Origin of the sequence: Okeania sp. SIO2B3 (assembly GCF_010672525.1) — a bacterium.
Lineage (GTDB): Bacteria > Cyanobacteriota > Cyanobacteriia > Cyanobacteriales > Microcoleaceae > Okeania.
Map to the genome: position 1 here is coordinate 44926 of NZ_JAAHGH010000013.1, position 24649 is coordinate 69574.

Consider the following 24649-nt stretch of genomic DNA (forward strand, 5'->3'; position numbering starts at 1 on the left):
TTATTCTTCTTCTTTAAGCCTTTCTTCTTCCGCCGCCTGAATTGCTAATAAAAGCTCCTCTTCTTGTTCTTCAAAATCTTCTTCTGAAACCTCTCCCATGTCAAAAGCAAGTTGAAGAGCTAGAAGTTTTTTACTAAGATTTTCTTTATCATCCACTTCTGTATCAACTTGTTCTTGAATTTTTTTCCCTAACCAAACTATTCCTCCCAATGGACCAGTAATAGGCAGAGTTAATAAACGGATAATCATAATTATGAAGTCCTAAAATTAGTTATCTAAGCAAAAATTGTCCCATTTGTGGAAGTCAAAAGTCGTAGGGGCGAATGGCCATTCGCCCGTACAGAAATTGGATTTGATTGACTAAAAACTTTGACAAGACAATAGTTTCGGGTAATTATTTGACATTATAACTTTGAAACTATTTGTGAAATTCTTATAGTGAAATGGTGTTAATTCAGGGATTATTTACAGAATTATATTAACTGATGTACTCTAAAATTAGAGAATCAACCCCTAAATCATTATTCCATCTTAACAATTTGTTATGATTAAATATTAACAGTCAGATAGTTTTAGAGACCAAACCTCTACAATAATTAGAACTACTCCCTATTCCCTATTCCCTATTCCCTCAAATGAATTATTAATTATGAAATCTGGTTTCTATGTTTATGGTATATTCCTACCACCTGGTCCGCAAAATTTAAGTTTACAAGGATTGGATAAAGAAGTTGTAAATATTCAAATTGTTGATGAATTTGCTGTGCTTTATTCTATGGCAAAACAGGAACGTTATCTGGCAAGTCGTCGCAATTTAGTTACCCATGAAAAAGTGCTTGAGTCAGCGATGGAGGCAGGTTATAGAAATGTTTTGCCTATGCGATTTGGTTTAGTAGTTTCTGACTGGGAAAAATTTTCTCAACAGTTGACTAATCCTTTTGAACAGGTAATGAAAGAATTATTTGTTAAGTTAGAAAATAATCGAGAAGTAGGAATAAAAGTATATTGGGAACCAGATGCCGAAATTCAAAAGTTACTTGTAGAAAATCCACAACTAAAAACTCAAAGAGATAGTTTGGTTGGCAAAAATTTAAGTATGGATGAGGTGATTCAGATTGGGCAAGCTATTGAACAAGAAATGAATAGTCGTAAACAAGATATTATTGAAATTTTCCAAACAACTCTGAATAAAATGGCGATTGAAGTAGTAGAAAATGACCTGCAAACAGAAAAAATGATTTATAATGCAGCCTATCTAATACCCTGGGAAAAAGAATCTGAATTTGGTGAAAAAGTAGAAGCTATTGATAGTAAATTTGAGGGAAGATTTAAAATTCGCTACAATAGTTTTACTGCTCCTTTTAATTTTGCTCGAATTGAAGAATGAAAAGCATTCAGCCATTAGCTATCAGCTATCAGCTTTTTTCAAATGAAGGAGGTAATAACCTTTGAGAAATTGATAGATAATTAAAAGAAATTTCAGATTTCAAGCCTTCTACTAAATGAGGAGATACTAATAATTGATATAGCAATTCCCGCAGTTATAAAGTACATTTACGATCCCCCGCGCATCCCCCTTAGAAAGCTATGCTTTATAAACATCTTTCTTAACATAAAACTTGACAAAAATATCATTTGATGTATTACATTCTGAAAGCTCCTAGTGTCGTTGCGATCGCAACAACAAAAAACAACTTTTAGGAGTACACAAGTTAGCCAATTTGTCAAATCAGTAAAACCAACAAAATGCTCGTAAGCTTTTGAGAATAGGCATTATCCACTTTTGTAAAGAATTTTGCTGATAAAGCATAGCTGATTAAGGGGGGTTAGGGGGGATCTAAAACTGTACCTCTACTAAATGAGGAGATACTAATAATTGATATAGCAATTCCCGCAGTTATAAAGTAGATTTACGATCCCCCGCGCATCCCCCTTAGAAAGGGGGACTTTGAAGGCTCACCTTTTTAAGCGTTTCCCTATTTTTAAGCGGTTCCCCCCTTATTAAGGGGGGTTAGGGGGGATCTGGGAGCGGGGGAGGATCTAAGACTGTACCTCATAGATTAAAGAACTTTTATCACTCAAAAGCACTAATTTTAGAGGATATCTGAAAAGTTTTTTGATACTGAATTTTGCCCCCCTAGCCTCCCAACTTTGGGGGGAACAAGAGTTAATTTTCTTCTAAAAGTCCCCTAAAATTGGGGGATTTAGGGGGCTTGGATACTGAATTTTGCCCCCCTAGCCAACTTTGGGGGGAACAAGAGTTAATTTTCTTCTAAAAGTCCCCCAAAATTGGGGGATTTAGGGGGCCTGGATGTAGCATATTGGACTTCTCAGAAAACCTCTGATACTATCAAAAATTAAAACAATGAATCATTTTTTAAGATTAGACTTAAGACAAATAATAGAATTAGCAAAAGTTCTAGAAAAAAAATCCGAAACAGGGGAAGTAAAAACTTCCTATCAAGTACAGTCTCGAACTATTAACAATACTCCCAGAAGAACTAACACTAACATACCAAGAAGAAGAGACCCTTATCAAACCCAAATCAGACAACCTCCCAGACAAACCAGACCTCCACAACCAACTAACTTTACTCCCCCACCCCCAGACACAAAACCAGCACCCACCTCAAAAGAAACTGGCGGTGTAACAGAAAACAGACCTCAACAACAAACTAACTTTACTCCCCCACCTCCAGAAACTAAATCAAGACCTACTCTCAAAGACATTGGGGGTATGTCCGAAATAATTCAAGAATTAAGAGAAGTAATAGAACTCCCACTCAAACGCCCCGATCTATTATCACAATTAGGACTAGAACCTGCTCGTGGAGTCTTATTAGTTGGACCGCCAGGTACCGGTAAAACTCTCACAGCTAAAGCAATAGCAGAAGAACTGAGACTCAATTATATTGCAATTAACGGGCCCGAAGTAATCAGCAAATATTATGGGGAAGCAGAAGCGAGGTTACGCAAAATTTTTACCAAAGCAAAACAATCTGCTCCTTGTCTGATATTTATAGATGAGATTGATAGTATTGCTCCAGACCGTAGCAAAGTTGAAGGAGAAGTCGAAAAACGATTAGTTGCCCAATTATTAGGATTAATGGATGGATTTGTCGAACATCAGGGTGTCTTAATTTTAGCAGCAACAAACCGCCCAGACCATATCGATCCTGCTCTCCGTCGTCCGGGAAGATTTGACCGAGAAATTAATTTCCGTATTCCAGACCGCAATGGAAGATTAGAAATTTTGCAGATAATGACAAATTCTATGCCATTAGATAGTTCTGTTGACTTGGGAGAAATTGCCGATATGGCAGTTGGGTTAGTGGGTGCTGACTTAAAAGCTTTATGTCAAAAAGCAGCTTATTTAGCTCTCCGTCGTCAAGTTCCATCTTTAGATAGTCCGACTCCAGAGGATATGAGTTTATTGCAAACTGATTTTCTAGCAGCAATTAAAGAAATTAAACCTTCTGTATTACGGTCTGTAGCGGTAGAAGTGCCTAATGTCAGTTGGCAAAATATTGGCGGTCTGGATGCAGTAAAACAAAAATTACAAGAGTCAGTGGAGGGAGCATTACTGTATCCAGAATTATACGAACAAACCAAGGCAAAAGCTCCCAAAGGAATTTTATTATGGGGCGAACCAGGAACCGGAAAAACTTTGCTGGCAAAAGCTGTTGCTTCCCAAGCACAAGCTAATTTTATTGCTGTCAACGGACCAGAGTTGCTCAGTAAATGGGTGGGAGCAGCAGAAGAAGCAGTACGAGAACTTTTTTCTAAAGCAAGACAAGTTGCACCTTGTGTAATATTTATTGATGAAATTGATACTCTAGCTCCTGCTCGTGGTAAATTTATCGGAGACTCTGGAGTGAGCGATCGCCTAGTTGGTCAATTATTAACAGAATTAGATGGTTTGCGCGACTGTACTCAGACATTATTGGTGGGAGCAACTAACCGCCCCGATGCTCTAGAACCAGCATTATTGCGAGCGGGAAGATTAGATTTGCAAATTAAAGTAGACTTACCAGATAAAGCAGGTCGTTTAGCAATTTTGAAAGTTCATAATCAAGACCGTCCACTGCAAGGAGTAAATTTGAATGATTGGGCAAATTGTACCGAAGGTTGGAATGGAGCAGATTTGGCATTGTTAACTAATCAAGCTGCTTTAGCTGCTATTCGTAGTTATAGTGCCAAAGGAATTAAGTCTCCAAACAAAATTAGGATTAGAAATGCTCACTTTACTACTGCTTACAACGCTCTAATTAATCAAAAACAGTCTCATAATTTTAATTCTGATTCGAGCTCAAGTAGGGTGCGTTAATGAAATGTAACGCACCTTCTATCCGAAATATTTCGCTCAGTTACGCTTTCGGTGCGGAATGCTGCGCCAACGGTAACTCTCCCAAATATTTCGGTGCTCTCCCAAATATTTCGCTCAGTTACGCTTTCGGTGCGGAATGCTGCGCCAACGCTAACGCACCCTACTGGACTACTATTCGTAGTTATAGTGCTAAAGGAATTAAGTCTCCAAACAAAATTAGGATTAGAAATGCTCACTTTACTAATGCTTACAACGCTCTAATGAATCAAAAACAGTCTCATAATTTTAATTCTGATTCTAGTAAGTAGAATAATGTAGGTTGGGTTGAACCAGTGAAACCCAACAAATTCTTACACCATTTTAATAAAGTTTTGAGCCTATAAAATCTTACTTTTAACTTTTAACTTCCGTGAAACGATATTACTTGTGTTGGGTTTATCCTACGGATAAGCTGCGCTAACGAGGCACCCTCAACCCAACCTACGAGCAAAAAAAACTTACTGCCATAACACCAAGCACCCAAAATGTCATTTTATGTCTACGCTTTCGTTAATTTACCCAAATCATCCCTAACATTGCCAAAAGGTATGGAAAAGGAAGTCGAACTAATTCCATATCAAAATCTGGCTGCTGTAACTGAATCAGATATATCTATTGAAGCAATACAGGAAACAGACGAAAAATTACTCCAAGCAGTATTAACTCACGATCGCGTAGTTAGAGAAATATTTCAGCAAACTCCCCTAATACCACTCAGATTTGGAAATGCTTTTGCTGCTGTTGGAAATATTATTAATCACTTACAAAATCATCAGCAACAATATCTGACTACTTTAACTCAATTGGCAGAAAAGGCAGAATATACCATCAAATTTTCTCCCGTTTCTCCTCCTTCTAGTCTAGAAAGTAGTAATGCTCGTGGCAAAGCTTATTTATTAGCAAAAAAACAACGCTTTCAACAGCAGCAAGCTTTTCAAACTGAGCAACGTCAACAGTGGGAAAATATACGTCAGTTAATTCTCAAAGAATATCCTGAAGCAGTCTGGAAAAATAGTACAGAAAGCGAAATTAAGCAAGTCCATTTGTTGGCCAATAGTAAAGTAGAAGTTCTAACTACTCAACAATTACCAACTTGGCAAGCTGAGTGTTCCTATTGGGAAATTAGTTTGAGTGAAGCACTTCCACCTTATCATTTTGTATAGCAAGAAACAAAAAGAAATGTTTTTCCCACTGTTGCCTATTCCCTGTTTCCTGTTCCCTGCTATATGAAAATTATCATCAGAATGACAAGTCTAATGTTATAGTTAACTGAGACTTAAAAATCTCTGTAAAGCTCATTATCTCAGCATCCTAATATTTAACAGTGCCTACTTGTAAAGTCAACTAAAAAATTACATAGTTGCTGAATTGAAGTATGAATGCGCGATTGTTTGGTTCTGGTCCACGCCCCCGCGTATCCCCCATCCTTCAAAAGCGAAGCAACATCTGGCTTCCCCCTTTCCAAGGGGGACGGGAGGGGGATAAAAAAGGGGGACTTTTAGAGTTTTATTCCCCCCAAAATTGGGGGGTTAGGGGGGCTTGCATCATACCCAGAATCAGCAACGCCAAAATTACATAGTTGCTAAACCAAGGAATAAAACTGTTAAATTGATGCTTATTGCAAAAAAGGAATAAAAATTATGGCAGTAGAAAAAATCAACTCATCTTCCAGTCTAGCTGAAGTTGTAGACCGCATTCTTGACAAAGGTGTTGTCATAGATGCTTGGGTTCGTGTTTCCTTAGTCGGTATTGAATTACTGGCAATTGAAGCTAGGGTAGTTATTGCTTCAGTAGAAACTTATTTAAAATATGCTGAAGCAGTTGGTTTGACAGCTCTAGCCGCAGCACCAGGAGAAGCTATGTCTAATGATTTAGATGATGAACCTATGGACGCAATAGGAGTAACAGAACCTTCTGCTGCTGGAGCTTATTAATACTAAAGCACAACTTTAATTATGGCTCTTAAAGATACATGGGCAAAAGAGCGATCGCAAAGATTAACGGAAATTGCCGAACGCAAACTAGAGGTTGCCCAACACAGACAACAAACTCAAGCGGAACTTCGTGCTATTAGACAAGAGCTTAATGAAGAAGCTCAGGTGCTTCACACTATGTTACAGGAGTTTGTGACAAAACTTCAGGAAACAGGTTTGGCAGAAAAACAGCAAAGACAACTGGATAATGCCGAACGTCATCAACAAGTGCGGACAATGTTAGAAGATTATGTTGAAGCACTGCGTTTGTATGAACAACAAGCACGTCAGGAGCGTTTAGAAGATATTGCTAAACGCAAACAAGAAGTATTAGAACTTAAGCTTGAGGTGTTGCAACTTCAGGAACAATTCAGTTCTGATCGGGCATTAATGTCTCAGGAGTTGACTGAGACATTACAGCGCTTCCGAACTAAATTGCATGATTATGTTTGGGGATCTTAAGCAGTTCAAGACTTTGAAGTAAAGGAATAAATCAAAATTATGGCAGTAGAAAAAGTTAACTCATCTTCCAGTCTAGCTGAAGTTGTAGACCGCATTCTTGACAAAGGTGTTGTCATAGATGCTTGGGTACGGGTTTCTTTAGTAGGTATTGAATTACTTGCAGTTGAAGCTAGGATAGTTATTGCTTCAGTAGAAACTTACTTAAAATATGCCGAAGCAGTTGGTTTAACTGCTCTAGCAGCAGCACCAGGAACAGAAGTTGTTGATGAAACTGAAATAGGACAACCGATGGCTTCTCCTACTTTAGTATAATTTGAAATAGCAGTCAGCCGTCAGCCGTCAGCCGTCAGCTCTCAAGGCGTATGATGGGGGATACTCAAGAGAAGCCGTTCCGCGTCTACAAACCCCCAGAACACGCACACCACTAATTTTTCAATATAGTGGGGGATACCGAACCCACCGATGTTAGCTAAAAGCTGATGGCTGATAGCTGATAGCTAGTTAAGGAGATGTCTCTTTTTAAACCTTTTAATTGATTAAAGGAGTTTGAGATGAAAAATTTCAAAAATCTGCAAGAGAAAGGGAATTTACCTAGTATTCCCAATCCTTTCAAGAAAACTACTGATGTCGTAGAAAATATTACTGAAAATTTGCCCACAGAAAATTTATCTTCTCTCAAATATTTGCCAAATGAATTAACAGATAAGGTGGAAAATGTTACAGAAAAACTACCTTTACCAGGTTTGAATCTTTTGATGGGAATGTTTAGTTATATCAAAAAGTTTTTGACATTCATTTTCACTGTTATTAGCAATATATTTTCAGGGATAAAAACACTATTTCAAGTATTTATTGCGATTCCCGTAAAAATATATCTCTTTTTACTTCAGGCGATCGGCAAAATTTGGTCATGGCTGAAAGCTGTTTTTAAAGCTTGTGTGAATTTAATCGTCAAAATATATGAATTTATCATCGATAAAATTAGCAAAATATTTTTAGGAGTCAAAATACTATTTCAAATATTCATTGCTATTCCAGTTAAAACCTATTTATTTATAGTTGATATTATCGGCAAAATTTGGTCATGGCTGAAAGCTGTTTTTAAAGCTTGTATAAATCTAATTATCAAAATCTATGAATTTATAATTGACACTGTTAAGAAAAGATTTTTCTGGGTGAAAATACTATTTCAAGTATTCATTGGTATTCCAGTTAAAACCTATTTATTTATAGTTGATATTATCGGCAAAATTTGGTCATTTATCAAATATTTTATTAAAACTTTAATAGCATTTATTACTACAATTGGCAAAATTTTAAAACTTCTCTTTTTGAACCATTTATCCCTACTTACTAATCCATTGCAAAGTTTGAAATATCTTGGTAATAGTGGAGGAGAAATAGTAGATAATTTATCTGAAGGACTAGGAGAAGTTACAGATAATTTATCTGAGGGACTAGGAGAAGTTACAGACAATTTATCTGAAGGAATAGGAGAAGTTACAGACAATTTATCTGGAGGAATAGGAGAAGTTACAGACAATTTATCTGAAGGAATAGGAGAAGTTACAGATAATTTATCTGAAGGACTAGGAGAAGTTACAGGTAATTTATCTGAAGGAATAGGGGTAGTTACAGATAATTTACTTGGTGGTAGACAGAACAAAAAGACAAAAAATCAGAAGACAAAACCCCTGGAAAAGTCAAAAAAAAAACCAGAATCAGATCCACCACCGTCACAACCAGACTCCTCGGAATTACCAACCGATATAGTAGAACAATTCCAACTACCAGACGAAGCATCCCCATCAGCTCTCCCATTACCCCCAGAGTCATCGGAACCGCCCACCGATATAGAACAAGAAGACCCAGACGAAGTTTCCCCCTCAGAACTTCCAGACACATCAGACGTAGTTTATAAAAAGACTAAAGGATTAATCTATATTCAAGATTTGTATTCTAAAGGCAAAGCAAGTAATCTCTATACCCTAGATATAGAATCAGGTAAAACAGTCTTAATTGGTTCTATGGGTATGCATATAGTTGATATTGCTTTTTGTGGAAATATACTCTATGGTATTCGGTGGCGCGACCAAAAAACAACAGATTTAGTCAGAATAAATCCCACCACTGCCAAAACTACAATTATTGGTAAATTAGGTAATAGTAAAGTAGCTAGTTTAGCTTTTTCTAAACATAGAAAAACTCTTTATGCAATGGGCCCTCAAACATTATTAAGAGTAAATGTAAAGACAGGTGCAGGAAGAGTTATTAGGTCTTATAAATCTTATTATCCTTTTTATTGTGGTGGTTTAGCTTTTGATAGTAAGGGCAGAGCATATTCAGATTTTGGTAATAATAATAATCGGCAAAGATACCTGATGCGACTTAATAATAACGGTACTCCTATTGCTGTTGGTGGTGCTAGTGGAGTCAAGAATTATGGTTGTCTAGATTTTTATGGTGATGAATTATTTGCTATATTTAATGGTCAAATCTTTAAGTATGATTTAGTTACTGGTAAAGCAAAGCTTGTAAATTATATAGAACACAATATTTCTTGGGCGGGAATGAGTGTTAAATTGCATCCTAGTATAAATAAAATGTCTTGAATTTGAGTTAGAGAATAAAAGAAAGTCATCAATTTCTGCCTATAATAAATTTTTAAAATTGTATAAGCTACCTATCTCTATCATTATTTACCTTTTTTGATTCAATATTTATTTCTTCTTCTTTATTCCTGATTCCTTTGTGATATATTAAATTAAATAACTAAAATGTTAAACTTTTAGGATTTAGATGTTTATTTGAGAGGTATTGAGTGATGAGGGATCTTAGTAATGTTCCAATACATTTGCTGAATCACGAACATTATCGTCAAATGTTAGTTCGTGATGGTCAACGTCGTTTTAATGAGTGGCATACAGAATATCTCAGATATCAGCAAGAATTTCTCAAGGATCAGCGACGTCGAATTCGGGAACTAGAAAATTTGCGTGAGTCTATTTATCAATATAATAAACGTCGTTCCCGGGAGTCTCGGAGAGAATTTTTGCGTTATCAGAATAAGTTTCTGAATGAGATGCGCCGTTATTAGGTTGATATTTTTCCACTCCAAATTAATTTCGTGGGGTGGAAATTTCAGCCTTGCTGAATTAGTGTATAATATTAATCGCGCATTACTTAGGAGTCAACCCACCCCTCGCCCCTCCCCCTCCCAGGAGGGGAAGTCAGTCGGAGATCCTCAGGAGGGAAGGAAGAAGAAGAAACAGGAGTAGAAAGAGAAAGTTTTTTGTTTGCTGGCGCACAACGCACGTTAACGTGTAAGTGGAACGGAGTTCTATCTGGCTTTTATCCGGACATGATATTATACCTCAAATCACCAAGCCGAAATTTATTTTCCTCTACGTTTCAATTAGTCTAGTTGTTAATATATAAGGTAGAGATTAACTATAGCATTAACAAATAATGATTAGAGTTGTCGCTAAATAAAGGAAAAAAATCGCTCTAATATCATGTTCGGATAATCAGTTATAAATAAAATTTAAGGACTTACAGTACTGACGGTACAAAAAAAATACTGAAATTATCAAGATCCCATCTCCAATATTTCCTATTTTCCCCCTTTCTTCCCTCCTGACTCCTGACTCCTGACTCCTCCATCATTTATTTATAAGTATTCAACCGAACATGATATAACCTAGACAGAGCAATAATTCCAAGCATTTTTATTCTCCAATAGCTACAATCTTTACAGAACAAGGCTTTTGGGGATTTTTTAAGTTATAAAGCGACAAGTCTATTATACGAGAAGCTTTAGATTCAGATTTAGACGATGTACTATCTGTCGAACGCGCGGCATTTATTTGAAGTCAGAAGTCCCCAAGTCAGAAGTCAGAAGTTAATTTATTATCGTGACTGAGGCAAGAGAATTTGAGAATATTGGCGATCGCCAACTCCACTGTTATATTGGGATAAAATAATAGGATTAAATTCTGAGACAGATTAATGATTATAAGAAAAGCTTTAGATTCAGATTTAGACGATGTGCTATCTGTCGAACGCGCTGCGTTTGACTCAGACGAGTGTGTTGAAATTGTGCAACTGCTTCTTGGGGATGATAGTGCTAAACCTATTATTTCCCTGTTAGCTTTCCAAGAAAATAGAGCAGTAGGACATATTATGTTCAGTAAAGCTCGTCTGGAACCCAACACAGATAGTTTAGAACCCAATGCTCCCTTATCAATTTCAATTCTGGGTCCCCTAGCAGTTATGCCTGATGTTCAAAAACAAGGTATTGGCGGTAAACTCATTAAAAATGGATTAGATATTTTATCGAAATCTGGCGTAGACCTCGTTTTTGTTCTCGGTCATCCCACATATTATCCACGTTTCGGATTTAAACCAGCAGGAAATCTTGGGTTTGAGCCTTCCTATCCCATACCAGAAAAAAACGCAGATGCTTGGATGGTTCAAGAATTGCGTCCGGGAATTATTGGAAATTTCAGTGGAAGAATTATCTGTGCAGATAGTTTGGATGATCCTAAATATTGGCGGGAATAGGATTAACGAACTCAGAAGTCAGAACTCAGAAGTCAGAAGTTAAGTTCTTGCTGTGACTATAATTTGAGAAGGGTGAGAATTTCCTCAAAGTAATGGCAACTCCTATAGGTTAATAATTAAAACTTGGGCGATCGCTCTATTTTGAGGGTGAGTTGCCACCAAGTTATATCGTTTCACTAAAGTCAGAAGTCAGAAGTGATGAAAGAGATGTTTTAGCGACTTTAAACCTAAATTTTACAGTAATTTCATCTTATTATTTTACCGAAAAATTGGGTTTAAAGCCTCGCCCATAAGCGGGCGACTTTTTATTTGCAAGTAAATTGAATATATGCTACTGTACTAACAGTTGCCGGGGGGCACGCCTCCTCCGGAGGAGCTACGCTAACGGAAACTCTAAACGGACGTGGAGGCAAGCATAAGACTACTGTCAAAGTAGCAGCAGCCTAAGAAGCGTCAACCCGCCGAAGAGCTACGGCTCAGTAGGAATCTCCGTGCCTTTAGGCCGGAGAGGATGTCAATTCATCAATTACCAACTATTTGTGACATTTTTGACAGCGCTTTTCAAGTTGATGAACCACATCTTCACAAATAAAACCTTGTAGGGACGTTCCATGGAACGTCCCTACTGTGGTCTACCCAAATGAAAACCGCTGTAAGTGAATTGGTATTAAATTTTCCTATATTTACACATTATCCTGAAAATTCAAGAGATATTCTGGAATAGAATAGCTGTTAAATTTACCAATAATTATATATGGCCACCAGATTAATTGAATTAGAAGATGGTATTTTAGTTGAGGCTGAAGTCCCAGAGAATGAAGCCCAGCCTATTTCTACTAATGTTATAAAAGAAGTTAAATCTAGTTTTGCTAAAGTTAAGCCTATATTAATTAGTATTAGTCGCCCTATTGCTGAAGCTTGGCAAGAAATTAATAAAGATATGGAAATTGAACAAGCTGAGGTGGAAGTAGGTTTTAATTTTGAGGGGGAGGGTAATCTTTATATTACTAAAGCAAAGGCTGGTACAAATTTAAAGGTTAAGTTGGTTCTGAAACCTAAAAAGTCAGATAATGAGTAATTTAGAAGAATCTATTGTTTTAATTTCCAGTGCTAGTGACAACTCTCGCAAGGCAGATGTTATTGGTACTGGATTTGCTTTTTATCGAGAGGATAATTATACTTATTTGCTAACCTGTGCTCATGTTGTTGAGGATGTGGGTGGTGAGGAAAATGTTTTGGTTAATAATATTCCGGCAGAAGTTTTAGCAACAGGAGATGTTAAGGGTTTTGATTTAGCAGTATTGCGAGTTGAAAAGCTGAATGTGCCACTTTTCCATTTAATAAGTTTATCCGAAGCAAAAAATCGCAAGTTTCGGACAGCAGGTCATTATCTCTATGGTGAGGAGAAAAAAATCTTGCTGGAAACTGTTGATGGAACTTTGGGGAAAAAGCGTTTCGCTCGTCAAAATAATGAAAGGTTGGCAGTTTGGAATTTGTTGGTTGATGAAAGCGATCGCCTCCGTAGAGGTTATAGTGGCGCACCTGTTGTTGACTTGGAAACTGGTGGTGTGTTGGGTGTAGCTACGAATATGGAGAAAGATGGAGCAAAGGGGTTAGCTATTTCGGTAGAAGCTTTGCATAAAATTTGGCATCAAATGCCTCCTATTATTTCTTATTTTTACCTAGAAAAATTTGATGTAATAACGGTAAACAATGAAGGTGAAGAAATTGATCGTCGTTCCGATGAAGCAGTATTTTTTACTGAAGATTTTGGTAATGGTGTGATATTGGAAATGGTGGCTATTCCTGGAGGTACTTTTATTATGGGTTCGCCGGAAAATGAAGAGGGAAGATATAACAATGAAAGTCCTCAACACCAAGTTACTCTGCAACCTTTTTATATGAGCAAATACCCTATTACTCAAAACCAATATCAAGCCATTATGGGAAAAAATCCCTCTAGCTTTAAAGGAGGAAACTGCCCTGTAGAAAAGGTTTCATGGTACAATGCTGTAGAATTTTGTCAAAAACTATCCCAAAAAATGGGAAAAACATACAGACTGCCAAGTGAGAGTCAGTGGGAATATGCTTGTCGCGCTGGTACAACTACACCATTTTATTTTGGAGAAACTATAACGTCTGAGTTAGTGAACTGTAACGGTAATTATACTTATAGCAATGCTCCCAAAGGAAAATATCGCCAAGAAACAACAGATGTAAGAAGTTTTCCTCCTAATGCTTTTGGTTTATACGATATGCACGGGAATGTCTTGGAGTGGTGTCAGGATGTTTGGCATGATAACTACGAAGGCGCCCCTACTGATGGTAGTACTTGGAAAACTGAAGGAGATAGTCGATTACGAATGCTCCGTGGCGGGGGCTGGGGGAGCTATTCTAGGTATTGCCGCAGTGCCAGGCGTTTCTATTACGATGCCGACTTCCACGACTTCAATTGGGGTTTTCGGATTGTCTGGTCTGGTCTGGTAGTTTCTGCCTTTCGTTCCTAGGATTCTTCCCCTTTGCTCTTTTCCTCTTTTTCCCTTTACTCTTTTTTTCTCTTTCTTTTGAGTTGCGCTAAAGCACGTCGAAATTTTTTTTAGATTCTGTTAGTGTCATTTTATTAAAGAAACTAAGGATTAAAAAAGCTGATGATTTGTAAATCGATCATCAAGACTATCTCAAGAAATTTGACAAATCATTGAGTTGACCTCACATAGGATTCTATCTTCTTCTTTCTCATAATTCCTCAATAGTTACCAACCCACCTTCAGTAAACTGAATTACCAGTTCAGCTTCTTCTAACATCGCGGTTCCCAATAAAGGTCGTCTTCCAGTTTCCAGAACTCGAACCGCCCTTTATTCACCATTCCAGAGAATATAGCGCTGTGCGCAGGCAACAGCTCCGGAAGGCAACAGCTCATCTGGGGGAATAAATTACTGATAATATAAGACTTTTAGCTATTTGGCCTCTCCTGCAATTTGTAAATACACCAGCGCTCATTGCTATAATTGCTTCATAAACTGGTAAGATAACTTCTGTATTATCAGCTAAATTGGCAGGCATAGCAAACCTAAAAGGTAAACCTAACAAAGCAACAACTTCACTTGGTAAGCAGAGTTCATCTGTAAATCCAGTATCAATCACAAACTGAATCGAAAAATTAGGATGATCAGGGAGACGGAATGTTATGGATACTGTAGGATATCCATTATTAACAATACCAGAAATCACTCGCTAACTTTCTCCATGAAACCACTAAAAGATGCAGCCACATTATATCCAATACGAATGCCAAATAATCTAGCTAGGGGATTTTTCTTATAGAGACAATCTGCTGCTTTTCAACCATTTTTATCAACAGAATAATCCCCCGTTTCAATATCAATAATCACCATTTTGCCTATATTCTCTGGTATTTCAACAGCAGCGCGGATATTACTTTGATAAAGCTGTTCAGCAATCTTTGCAACTTCTTCATAACTTAATAAGAGTGTTTCCATCAACTTATGCTCCAAAAAAAGGATTGTTTATTTATAATAGCAGAAGTAAGAAGAAACTCATTATATCATATCAAATTCGGTAGCATTGGTACAATTCAATATCGTAGGGGTTTGGAGACCAAACCTCTACCAAACTTGGAGCTGATGTCAGATATTTATACCTAAAACTGTGTTATTATTAAATATTAGTTGTAATCAGCTTAAAACTTAACTTTTCCAGGAGTAGCATGACTACAGAGAATGAAAAGAATGAAAAATGCAGAATTCTCAGCCTAGATGGTGGTGGTATCCGTGGAGTTTTATCTGCAAGAATTCTCCAAGAAGTAGAGAAAATTCTCGAAAAAAAAGGCCACAAACTACATACATATTTTGACTTTGTTGCTGGCACATCTACTGGCTCAATTCTGGCTGGTGCTATTGCTTGTCAGAAGAGTGCCCAGAAGATGATATATCTCTACGAGGAGAAGGGAAAAGATATTTTTCTCGACAGTGTGCGTCAGCAAAGGAAATGGAGAAAGATTAGCCAACTTTTGGGAGATAAAATTCAGCAACTTTTGACTAAACCTTGGGGAATTAAGGTTTTATACCCCCATGAAGATGGAAATCGGGGTTTAGCTAAAGTATTGGAGGAAGAATTGGGGTCTACGAAGTTGAGGGAGATCGAGACACCTCGCATTCTGATTCCTGCTTATGATGTTTATAGCCGAAACACAACTTGGTTTTGCAATAACCCTCCTAATGAGGAGCCAGAATGGTATGACAACATTGAGCTATGGAAAATATGTGCTGCTTCAGCATCAGCTCCAACATTTTTCCCCCCTTATAAACTTCCCTATTATGCAGACGAGTATCCAGAGCAATATCTTCCGCACATTGATGGTGGAGTATCAGCTAATAACCCTTCTTTAGTAGCGATCGCTCGTGCTTTTGAACTAAATAAAGGATTAAACTTCAGCAATATTGCTGTACTTTCCATTGGAACTGGTCAGACAACTCGCCCCTACAGATATGAAGAGGTCGAAAAGTGGGGACTGGCAAGTTGGGCTAAAAATATACCCAATATATTCATGGACCCATCTGCGATAAATTCAGAAGAGATTTGTCGGCGAATAGTGAGAAGTCAAGGGGGCAGTTACCTACGTTTGAATTTCGATCTAAACGAACACCTCAAAGGAAAGCGACAAAAACATCGGCTCCGGGAGTTACTAGATGAAAAGGATGCCTATAACAAATTCGTTAATGAAAAAGTCAGTGAAGAAATAGATAATCCTAAGAACTGTGAGGAGCTAAAAACAGCAGCGGAATACTACATTGAAAAAGGCGACGTCCACGAGTATAAGGAAGGTATAGATACATATACTAAAATTCCAGAGGCAATTGAACAATTTATTGATTCAAATCCTAAGCCTAAGCCTAAGCCTAATTAATTCTCCAGCTATAGACAACATTATAGTAGTTCGGGTGAGTAATTCCTAGTTTTTAAGAGGATGAAATTAAGAGCGATCGCCTGCTATAAAAAACTAAGCCCCTGCATCCAACGCCCCTTTTTAGCTAATAGCTGAAAGTAGTTTAGTAGGGTGTGTTAACGTTTGCGCAGCATTCCGCAGGAAAGTGTAACGCACCACCCAATCTACAATATTTCGGTGGGTTACGCTGACGCTAACCCACCCTACGGTTGACTGCTGAGTCCAGTAGGGTGTGTTAACGTTTGCGCAGCATTCCGCAGGAAAGTGTAACGCACCACCCAATCTACAATATTTCGGTGGGTTACGCTGACGCTAACCCACCCTACTAGCTGGAAACTAACTGCTAATTATGACGTCCGAAACCGCGCTAACTCTTCCCCAGTCTTCGCATCGTGAGCGTGAACAGTACACACCAAACAAGAATCAAAAGACCGAGCAACATGACCTACTTCCACGGGGTCATTCACATCAGCAATAGGAATACCAACCAACGCCTCCTCAATAGGTCCGCGCACCCCCTCACCATCACGGGGTCCCACATTCCAAGTAGTCGGCGCAATAACCTGATAATTCTTAATCTTACCCCCTTCTATTTCCACCCAATGACAGAGGGAACCACGACTAGCATTAGTCGCACCCCAACCACGACCGTCTTTTTCTTCAGGCTTAATATACCAAGGATCGCGCAACTTAAATTCCCGCAAACAACGTTCTGTTTCACGGTACAACTTAGTTAGTTCGTGCATTCTGGCAAACACGCGCAAATGTACGTTCGGTCCGCCCATTTTCTTGAACATATCCAAAACTAAGCCGTCTTTCTGCTGCCAACTTTCCCCATGGTCGCCACCTGATATCAACTCCCGCGCTAAAGCACCAACTTCCATCCGACCTAAGTCTTGGTGAGATACAGCAGTTGACCAAGAATAAGCACCATCAAAGTCAATATCATTATTAGGAATGGGTACCGTAGTGCGGTCAAAAGGATGTACATCTCCATCACCCTCGTTATACCAAGCGTGGGAAGTATTCTCCCGCGTAAAAGTATGCTCCATCAATTGATGAATATCTGTAGCGCTATCATAAACACCACTTTTCATAATCATCGCAGCATTGCGACCTTCAATAGTCGGACGTTGATATTTATCTTCGTGAGGCAAATATCCCCAACTCATATATTTACCAACACCCGCACCAATTTTATCCAAACCAATATTCAGACCCATGCGCCAATAGAAACCGAGGTCAGAACTAGCATGATTAGGATTTTCATCCAACCATTCCATGAAATCTTCATAAGTTTGAATTTGTTCAAACCTGTCAATGGAACAACCCAACCATATAGGTTCTAACCAGTTGGTGCGGTAATATTCCAACATTGCCCAGGCGCGGGTAACATCGGTGAGAGTAGGAGCGCACATGACACCACCGGGCACCATGAAACTAGAGTGAGGCCATTGACCGCCGAATAGAGCGTATATTTCTACGGGTTTTGCTGCAACAGTAATACCAGGTTCGTAGGATGTACCTGTGAATGCTGCGAAACGCTTACAAGCTTCTTCGTAGAAAGGACTATTGTAGTATTTTTTGTTAGTTAAGTCGATCGCGTATAAACCGTAGAAGAAGCGGGGATGACTTTGGAGTGTTTCTACAAGTTGACCGAGGTTACGAGCAAGGATAGCGTTACGAGGTACTTCCGTTTGCCAAGCTGTATCTAATGCCCAGGAAGCACAGGTGAGGTGAGAAGCACCGCAAATTCCGCATATTCTGGGGGTGACAATGAGACCAGCTTTAGGGTCTTTACCTTTGAGGATGACTTCAAAACCTCGGAACATTTGTGCTTGAGTCCAAGCGTTGGTTACATATCCGTCTTGAATGTCAACTCTTACATCTAGGTCGCCTTCAACGCGACCCACGGGGGAAATATCTAATGTTTGTACTTTAGTTTGAACCATTATTTTAGTTATCAGTTATTAGTTATCAACTGTAGGTTGGGTTAAGCGGCAGCGCAACCCAACAACTATATCTAAGTAGCGAAGTGTAATTAAATCAGGAGTTACGCAAACTAACAAAGAAACTGGGTTTATTGCCTTGATTACTGTTATAACGAATTTTTGTCGATCGACCCGGTTTGTGCGTAAATCGTAATTATGTTGGGTTTATCCTAACGGATAAGCTGGCGCTAACGTTCCTCAACCCAACCTACTTTTAAACGGTAAAGAAATCTTCCTCTGCCCATTTTGGAATTGAATCTTTCGCAACCATAGTCAGCAAAGCATAATCTTTACGGTTAACTCCCGTTGGTAATTCTTTGGGAACTCCCATGACTGTTTGAGTCTTAAATACTGTTCCCGGTGCGAGGTCATGGAATGGAAATTCTGGTTCCGTACAGCCTAAACATGGCATTCCCGCGCGAGTCTTAGACGAAACTCGGTTCCACAAAATGCGGTTACAGGGAGAATGAGTCATCGGTCCGCGACAACCCAAGTCATAGAATAGACATCCTTGACGCTGCCCAAAATCTGAGGTTGAAGCTTTGTAAGCAAAGTGAACGTTGCGAGTACAACCTGTTTGAGTGAAGCTTTTGAAAAATGTTTCGGGGCGGTGAAATTCGTCTAAGGTAATGTCATCAAGTCTGCCAGTGGCAACTGCTACTAATATTTGGGAAATCCAATCTGGGTGCGCGGGGCAACCGGGAATATTGATAACAGGATATCCAGCTTTACTTTTGAAGTCTTCTCCTAAAAATCCACCTTTTTTCCGTTTGAGAAATTGCAAACCTTCAGACTCACTAGGGTTTGGTGACATTGCTGGAATACCACCATAAGTAGCGCAGTCTCCCACCGCGACCACGAAACCAGCAACTTCCGATAATTCTTTTACCCAATCTTTCATCGGGCGATCGGCAAAACGGTTCCATTCTCCCGTACCATTGGGAGCATTAATTATAGTTCCTTCGTATACTAATATATCTAAATGTATTGTTCCCGAAATACAATCTTTTAATAATTGTTGAACGTCTGTACCAAGTTCAAATCCTAAAGAAGGATGCCAAAGTACATTAATGCCGAAGTCTGTAATTAAGTCACAAATATTTGGTTCTTCAGCATTGAGAAATGATATGGTATTGCCAGAACAAGCTCCGCCTTGAAGCCACAGTAGATTTATCATTCTGTCCTGATTCTCCTCTCTGTTATATGAGGTTGAGATGGAATTCACGATAGAATTTGTCGCACCCTAATTCAACCTTTATGAAATTATAAAGGATAGATAATGATGATTTTGTATATTTTATGAAATTTTTAATTATTGATTAATTGTTGGTTTTTTGATATTTTTTTGTTATTTTAGATACTTTATTTTTAATGTTTTATTGGTAAGGAAACATTGAGAAAATCTAAGACTTAGTTAAATGTCTACACTTGTAGCGGATTACACCTTGGTTAGGTACACGCACGGGGGCAATATGCCAGCACTGGGAACATTGAATGGCTTTGTTGCACAAAAGACGATCTGGTAAGCTATTTTTTTGCGAGTCCCTTACTCAAGCGTTGGCGGAGCCTAGCGGCAGCTATATCGCTAACTTTCGGGAGATTGATGTTTGATTTATCTATTGTCCAATAGTTATCTTGAGTTTAGATACAGTGAGAGTCAAGTGATCGCTGATTTGAGGGGGATTAATGTTTGATTTATCTATTGTCCAATAGTTACAGCAGTTGATGTTGTCCTAAATTTTCAACTGTAGATAAAGGAATATTTATCATTTCAGATTATAACTCCCTTCTTTTAATATTAGAGCTGCCAATTCTACTACTCAAAGTAAAATTTCCTGAACGTTGTCTAACAGTTTCTTTTCATGTTACACTGTCATATTATCATGTAATGCTCAAATATACCCATTCCTACGAAGGAGCTTTTGGTTTATAGTTTCAACTAACTAATAATAGAAGAAATGAGCAATAAAAAACTCCTAGAAAGAATCACTATCGACCCAAACATCTGTCACGGTAAACCCTGCCTCCGGGGATTGCGTTATCCAGTAGAATTTATACTAGAATTGCTTAGTAGTGGCATGACTATTGAGGAAATTCTTGAAGACTATGATGATTTAGAAAGAGACGATATTCTTGCTGCTTTACAGTTTGCTACTCGTTTAACTCAAGTAAAAAGTATTTATAGCATAGTGCCATGAAATTCTTAGTTGACGCACAACTGCCAGTGCGTCTTGCAGTTTTTCTCCGATCTGCGGGTTACGATACTATTGACACAAAAGACTTACCTCTTCAAAATGCCACTCCAGATACAGAAATTAATTTTCTTTCTGTCCTAGAAAATCGAATTGTTGTTACTAAAGACCACGATTTTTTTGATTCTTTTTTGATTCGTCAAGAACCTTATAAGCTGTTGTTAGTTACCACTGGTAATATCCCTAATAAAGAACTGATGAAGTTGTTTATAAATAACCTGTCTCGGTTAGTCCAGCTACTTGAGGGAAATTCGCTAGTAGAAATGAGTAGAAATTCTATTATTGTACATCAATAATTTATAATATTCAGTATTTCCTTAAATATATCTATTAGAGTTAAATGAGTCTACACCTAGAAGAATCTATTGTTTTAATTACCAGTGCTAGTGAAAACTCTTTTAAAGCAGATGTTATTGGCACTGGATTTGCTTTTTATCAAGCAGATAATTATACTTATTTGCTAACCTGCGCTCATGTTGTTGAGGATGTGGGTGGTGAGGAAAATGTATTGGTTAATAATATTCCGGCAGAAGTTGTTGCAACAGGAGATGTTAATGGTTTTGATTTAGCAGTGTTGCAAGTTGAAAAGCTGAATGTCCGACTTTTCCAGCTAATAAGTTTATCCGAAGCAGAAAATCAAAAGTTTCGGATAGCAGGTCATTATCTCTATGGTGAAAATAAAAACGTTATGCTGGAAACTGTTGATGGAACTCTAGGGAAAAAGCGTTTCGCTCGTCAAAATAATGAAACGGTGACAGCTTGGAAATTGTTAATTAATGAAGGCGATCGCCTTCGTAAAGGTTATAGTGGAGCACCTGTAGTTGACCTGAGCGATCGTGTTTTGGGTATAGCAACCAATATGGAGAAAGATGGAGCAGAGGGGTTAGCTATATCCGTAGAAGCTTTGAATAAAATTTGGCCTCAAATGCCTATTGCTATTTCTCTTCAGTTGCCTGAAGTTGAGCTTAGGTCTGATGTTGGTTGTAACTATACTAAGTTAAAGAGATTGTTGAGTGAGGGAGAGTGGAAAGAAGCAGATGAGGAAACAGCTCGTTGTATGTTGCAAGTTGCAGGGCAAAAGGAGGGTTTACTAACAGAAGAAGATATGGATACATTTCCTTGTACAGACCTCCGTACAATTGACCAACTTTGGGTAAAATATAGTGGTGGTAAGTTTGGATTTTCCGTCCAAAAGAAAATTTATAAGAATTTGGGTGGTACGAGAGAGTTTGAACAATCAGTATATGAAGCATTCGGTAACGAAGTCGGATGGCGTCAACGAGGAAAATGGTTGTTTGACTTTGAGATAACTTTTAGCTTAGATACGGATTATGCAGGGCATCTCCCCTTTAGGGTTTGCTTGGGACATCTCCCTTGGGCGGTAATACCCAATTCCCCTATTTTTGGTTTTAGCTGGTCTCTTTGGTTTGGAGCTTGCGGGCCTCTGTTCTCTCGCGTAGAGACTTGTAGACTTTAAAATATAAGCCTTTCAGCCGACTCATTAGTTATCAGTTTTTTATAACCCATTTTTCCCTCTACAAATCATTAAAAAATTGCATTGCTACCTCTTGTTCTGAGGTATTTCTACTGTTCTATTCAACCTCCTAGAATTTCCTTTGACAAATGTAGATATTTTTAACTCCATAACCAGAAATATAAAATAGTAGAACATCATCCTTATTGCGGTCATATCAAATCCGGCTGAAAACTCGTCATTGCGACGATAGGAAGCAATCTCGCGCAACCCTTGAGATTGCTTCTTTCCACTCCGTTCCAGTCGCAATGACTTATAATAACTAATCATCCAGATTTGATATCAGCTAACAATTTAGTTATTATTATTTTGGGATTCAAGGAATATTTAAAAATGGCTTACAGTGATTTTAAAACTATTAATCAAGCTCAAGCTACTTTTGACCTTAGTATTAATATGGTTAATTTGTTTCCTAATATCGAGTTAGTTGAACCCAGTGAATATTTGAAAATTACTCTCAAACGTAATCTCAAAGTTGCTTTTGATAATAATACTGAAAAAGCCCGTTCGGAGTTAATTATTGCACCATTGTTGATAGAAATCAGAGAAATATTTGATGGTAAAATTAGTTTCTTTTCTGGTAGAGATTTTAATGTCGATATTACCAGCGGGCTAAATGGGTTTTGTGACTATATTTTGAGTGCTTCAGAGTTCACTTTAGAAATAGAAGCTCCCGTAATAACTATTGTTGAAGCTAAAAATGAAAGTACAAATGTAGGTTTAGGTCAATGTATTGCGGAAATGGTGGCAGCACAGAGGTTTAACCAAGCAAGAAATAGAATAACTGAAAGTATTTATGGTGCTGTTACGACTGGTCGTATCTGGCGCTTTCTGAAACTTTCTGGTCAAAATGTTGCCATTGATAATAAGGAATTAGTCATTGAAAATGCAGAAGATATAAATGTTTCTAAGATTTTAGCAATTTTAAGTTTACCTATTAAACAATTGAACAGTTAAATTTTTTGGTGTTGCTGAATTGAAGTATGAATGTGCGATTGTTTGGTTGTTGTCAAGCCCCCTAAATCCCCTAATTTTGGGTGACTTTTAGAATTTTATTCCCCCCAATTTTGGGGGGCTAGGGGGGCAAAATCAGACCCATAATCAGCAACGCCAATTTTTTAATAAATCATATTTATCCTAAACTAAAAGCAATAGTTGAGGGATTTTTGCGCAGCATTACGCAGGAAATACTTACAACATTAGTAATGTTTTGTTAGGTTTAATTTCGTATATAATATATTAAAAAAATCCCAATTAATCTGGAGGTAATTATGTCAGAAAAATTGACTATTCTGCCCCATGGAGAACCAGACACCAATAATATGATTCTGGAGAATGATACTCACTTCCCCCATGGAGATCCAGACACCAGTCACATGATTCTGGAGGATGATACTCCCTTGGATAGTTTTATTAATGAAAAACAACAACGTTTACTCACAACTGTATTTTATAGCGGTGCGGAAATACCAATAAATGTTCCTTTTATTGTTGCTGCCAATGTAGGTTTATTTTCTCATCTCCTAGATTCAGGAATTGTACCTGATGTCTTTTTAAGTTTGAATATTATTGGTGAGAAAGAATGGTGGAAACGTAATGTCCGTTCTTATTTATTCTGGGAATTTGGCAAAGCACCAGATGTCGTAATAGAAATTGTGTCTCCGACTCCCGGCAATGAATTAGGAAGTAAATTAACGGACTATGCAAAGTTAGGAATTCCTTATTATGTTGTCTACGATCCATTGCAAAAATTCAGCGAAAATGTACTGCAAGTATTTCAACTGCAAGTTAATTCTTACGTTCCTAAAAATGATGCTTGGTTTGCCCATGTTAATTTGGGACTAAATCTATGGAATGGTGTATTTGAAAATATTAATGGTACTTGGTTACGTTGGTGCGATGCTGATGGAAATGTAATTAAAACAGGAGATGAAATAGCAATAGAAAAAAATCTTGAAATCTCCCAAAAAGACGCTCAAATCTCCCTAAAAGATGCTGAAATATCTCTAAAAAATACTGAAATATCTCTAAAAAATACTCAAATTAAACAGGCGTTATTATTAGCAATTGAAATGGGATTAAAACTCAAGTTTGGTGATGAATATGTGGGAATTTTATCAGATATTTCAAAAATAGATGATGTGAAATTGTTAGAGACCATTGTTTCTCAAATTCCCCAGATTTCCTCAACAGATGAATTGCGAAAACTATATACTGAATAGTTTAAAAATTGGGTGCATATTCCGCACCCTATTGTTGAGCAGGGGAGTTGGGGAGATGGGGAGATGGGGAGATGTATTGGAGTATTTTTTAACCTTTTTCTCGAACCTATCCCACTAATAAGATTTTTGCTAAAAACCCTAAATATTTTGAGAGTTAAAAACGAAAAATCAAGCTTTTCAAGCACGTTTTACTTAAACAAATAAGCTTGTTAAGAATAGTGGGATAGGTTCTTTTTCTCGTATTGCTTTTATCCCACGACTCCGCTCCTCAAAAATTTAATCAAGGCAAAGATACTAAATGGTTTCTAGAAATCAGGAC

At 37.8% G+C, this 24649-nt stretch carries 22 protein-coding genes and 1 pseudogene; 18 read left to right on the forward strand and 5 right to left on the reverse strand.

Annotated elements, in window-relative coordinates; translation table 11 throughout:
- The gene (locus F6K15_RS13790) at positions 1 to 249 is read right to left on the reverse strand and encodes a gas vesicle protein GvpG (RefSeq protein ID WP_293061623.1); all 249 of its coding nucleotides are present in this window, start codon (positions 247 to 249) and stop codon (positions 1 to 3) included.
- A gap of 400 nt (positions 250 to 649) precedes the next feature.
- On the opposite strand from F6K15_RS13790, the gene F6K15_RS13795 reads away from it, so the two are divergent.
- The 12 genes and pseudogenes from F6K15_RS13795 to F6K15_RS38340 all read left to right on the forward strand — a co-directional run bounded on the left by F6K15_RS13795 (position 650) and on the right by F6K15_RS38340 (position 13871).
- Positions 650 to 1387 carry a GvpL/GvpF family gas vesicle protein gene (locus F6K15_RS13795; protein ID WP_293061624.1) on the forward strand — a complete coding sequence of 246 codons (738 nt, stop codon included), beginning with the start codon at positions 650 to 652 and terminating at the stop codon, positions 1385 to 1387.
- Between the two features lie 978 nt (positions 1388 to 2365).
- Entirely contained in the window at positions 2366 to 4327 is a 1962-nt protein-coding gene (locus F6K15_RS13800) for an AAA family ATPase (protein ID WP_293061626.1), read from the forward strand.
- Entirely contained in the window at positions 4327 to 4635 is a 309-nt protein-coding gene (locus F6K15_RS13805; RefSeq protein WP_293061628.1) for a hypothetical protein, read from the forward strand. Before F6K15_RS13800 ends, F6K15_RS13805 begins: the two co-directional genes overlap by 1 nt.
- Before the next feature lie 216 nt (positions 4636 to 4851).
- Positions 4852 to 5529: a GvpL/GvpF family gas vesicle protein gene (locus tag F6K15_RS13810; protein ID WP_293061630.1), complete on the forward strand. Its 678-nt coding sequence runs from the start codon at positions 4852 to 4854 to the stop codon at positions 5527 to 5529.
- 477 nt (positions 5530 to 6006) lie between these two features.
- Positions 6007 to 6216 (forward strand): annotated as a pseudogene (gene gvpA / locus F6K15_RS13815) (gas vesicle structural protein GvpA); the annotation flags it as partial.
- A 105-nt stretch (positions 6217 to 6321) separates the two neighbouring features.
- Positions 6322 to 6801, forward strand: coding sequence for a hypothetical protein (locus tag F6K15_RS13820; protein ID WP_293061632.1), 480 nt, complete (start codon positions 6322 to 6324; stop codon positions 6799 to 6801).
- Between the two features lie 39 nt (positions 6802 to 6840).
- Entirely contained in the window at positions 6841 to 7113 is a 273-nt protein-coding gene (gene gvpA / locus F6K15_RS13825; RefSeq protein WP_293061633.1) for a gas vesicle structural protein GvpA, read from the forward strand.
- A 239-nt stretch (positions 7114 to 7352) separates the two neighbouring features.
- A complete protein-coding gene (locus F6K15_RS13830; protein ID WP_293061635.1) occupies positions 7353 to 9413 on the forward strand; it encodes a hypothetical protein in 2061 nt (686 codons plus the stop codon).
- 212 nt (positions 9414 to 9625) lie between these two features.
- Positions 9626 to 9898 carry a hypothetical protein gene (locus tag F6K15_RS13835; RefSeq protein ID WP_293061637.1) on the forward strand — a complete coding sequence of 91 codons (273 nt, stop codon included), beginning with the start codon at positions 9626 to 9628 and terminating at the stop codon, positions 9896 to 9898.
- A 911-nt stretch (positions 9899 to 10809) separates the two neighbouring features.
- Positions 10810 to 11364 carry a GNAT family N-acetyltransferase gene (locus F6K15_RS13840; RefSeq protein ID WP_293061638.1) on the forward strand — a complete coding sequence of 185 codons (555 nt, stop codon included), beginning with the start codon at positions 10810 to 10812 and terminating at the stop codon, positions 11362 to 11364.
- 754 nt (positions 11365 to 12118) lie between these two features.
- Positions 12119 to 12442 carry a CU044_2847 family protein gene (locus F6K15_RS13845; RefSeq protein ID WP_293061640.1) on the forward strand — a complete coding sequence of 108 codons (324 nt, stop codon included), beginning with the start codon at positions 12119 to 12121 and terminating at the stop codon, positions 12440 to 12442.
- Positions 12435 to 13871, forward strand: a complete 1437-nt coding sequence (locus F6K15_RS38340; RefSeq protein WP_363267926.1) for an SUMF1/EgtB/PvdO family nonheme iron enzyme — start codon at positions 12435 to 12437, stop codon at positions 13869 to 13871. The genes F6K15_RS13845 and F6K15_RS38340 overlap by 8 nt, the downstream gene beginning before the upstream one ends.
- Positions 13872 to 14281: 410 nt before the next feature.
- Here the strand turns inward: F6K15_RS38340 and F6K15_RS13860 are convergent, their stop codons facing one another.
- Together F6K15_RS13860 and F6K15_RS38345 are read right to left on the reverse strand one after the other, a co-directional pair.
- Positions 14282 to 14596 carry a clan AA aspartic protease gene (locus F6K15_RS13860; protein ID WP_293061642.1) on the reverse strand — a complete coding sequence of 105 codons (315 nt, stop codon included), beginning with the start codon at positions 14594 to 14596 and terminating at the stop codon, positions 14282 to 14284.
- Between the two features lie 110 nt (positions 14597 to 14706).
- On the reverse strand, positions 14707 to 14865 hold the full coding sequence (locus tag F6K15_RS38345; protein ID WP_363267928.1) for a hypothetical protein: 159 nt from the start codon (positions 14863 to 14865) through the stop codon (positions 14707 to 14709).
- A 227-nt stretch (positions 14866 to 15092) separates the two neighbouring features.
- Between F6K15_RS38345 and F6K15_RS13870 the strand changes: the two genes are divergently transcribed.
- Positions 15093 to 16292, forward strand: coding sequence for a patatin-like phospholipase family protein (locus tag F6K15_RS13870; RefSeq protein ID WP_293061644.1), 1200 nt, complete (start codon positions 15093 to 15095; stop codon positions 16290 to 16292).
- Positions 16293 to 16678: 386 nt separating this feature from the next.
- On the opposite strand, the gene F6K15_RS13875 is transcribed toward F6K15_RS13870, so the two are convergent.
- Together F6K15_RS13875 and F6K15_RS13880 are read right to left on the reverse strand one after the other, a co-directional pair.
- Entirely contained in the window at positions 16679 to 18283 is a 1605-nt protein-coding gene (locus tag F6K15_RS13875) for a nickel-dependent hydrogenase large subunit (RefSeq protein ID WP_293061646.1), read from the reverse strand.
- Positions 18284 to 18536: 253 nt separating this feature from the next.
- Positions 18537 to 19499 carry a hydrogenase small subunit gene (locus F6K15_RS13880; protein WP_293061647.1) on the reverse strand — a complete coding sequence of 321 codons (963 nt, stop codon included), beginning with the start codon at positions 19497 to 19499 and terminating at the stop codon, positions 18537 to 18539.
- 781 nt (positions 19500 to 20280) lie between these two features.
- Here F6K15_RS13880 and F6K15_RS13885 point away from each other — a divergent pair.
- From F6K15_RS13885 to F6K15_RS13905, 5 genes are all read left to right on the forward strand, one after another.
- Positions 20281 to 20520, forward strand: a complete 240-nt coding sequence (locus F6K15_RS13885) for a DUF433 domain-containing protein (protein ID WP_293061648.1) — start codon at positions 20281 to 20283, stop codon at positions 20518 to 20520.
- Positions 20517 to 20870, forward strand: a complete 354-nt coding sequence (locus tag F6K15_RS13890; protein WP_293061649.1) for a DUF5615 family PIN-like protein — start codon at positions 20517 to 20519, stop codon at positions 20868 to 20870. Before F6K15_RS13885 ends, F6K15_RS13890 begins: the two co-directional genes overlap by 4 nt.
- 44 nt (positions 20871 to 20914) lie before the next feature.
- Positions 20915 to 22051: a GUN4 domain-containing protein gene (locus F6K15_RS13895; protein ID WP_293061650.1), complete on the forward strand. Its 1137-nt coding sequence runs from the start codon at positions 20915 to 20917 to the stop codon at positions 22049 to 22051.
- Positions 22052 to 22441: 390 nt separating this feature from the next.
- Positions 22442 to 23065, forward strand: a complete 624-nt coding sequence (locus F6K15_RS13900; protein WP_293061651.1) for a hypothetical protein — start codon at positions 22442 to 22444, stop codon at positions 23063 to 23065.
- Positions 23066 to 23379: 314 nt separating this feature from the next.
- Complete coding sequence (locus F6K15_RS13905) at positions 23380 to 24330, forward strand: Uma2 family endonuclease (RefSeq protein WP_293061652.1); 951 nt, start codon at positions 23380 to 23382, stop codon at positions 24328 to 24330.
- Positions 24331 to 24649 lie beyond the last annotated feature (319 nt).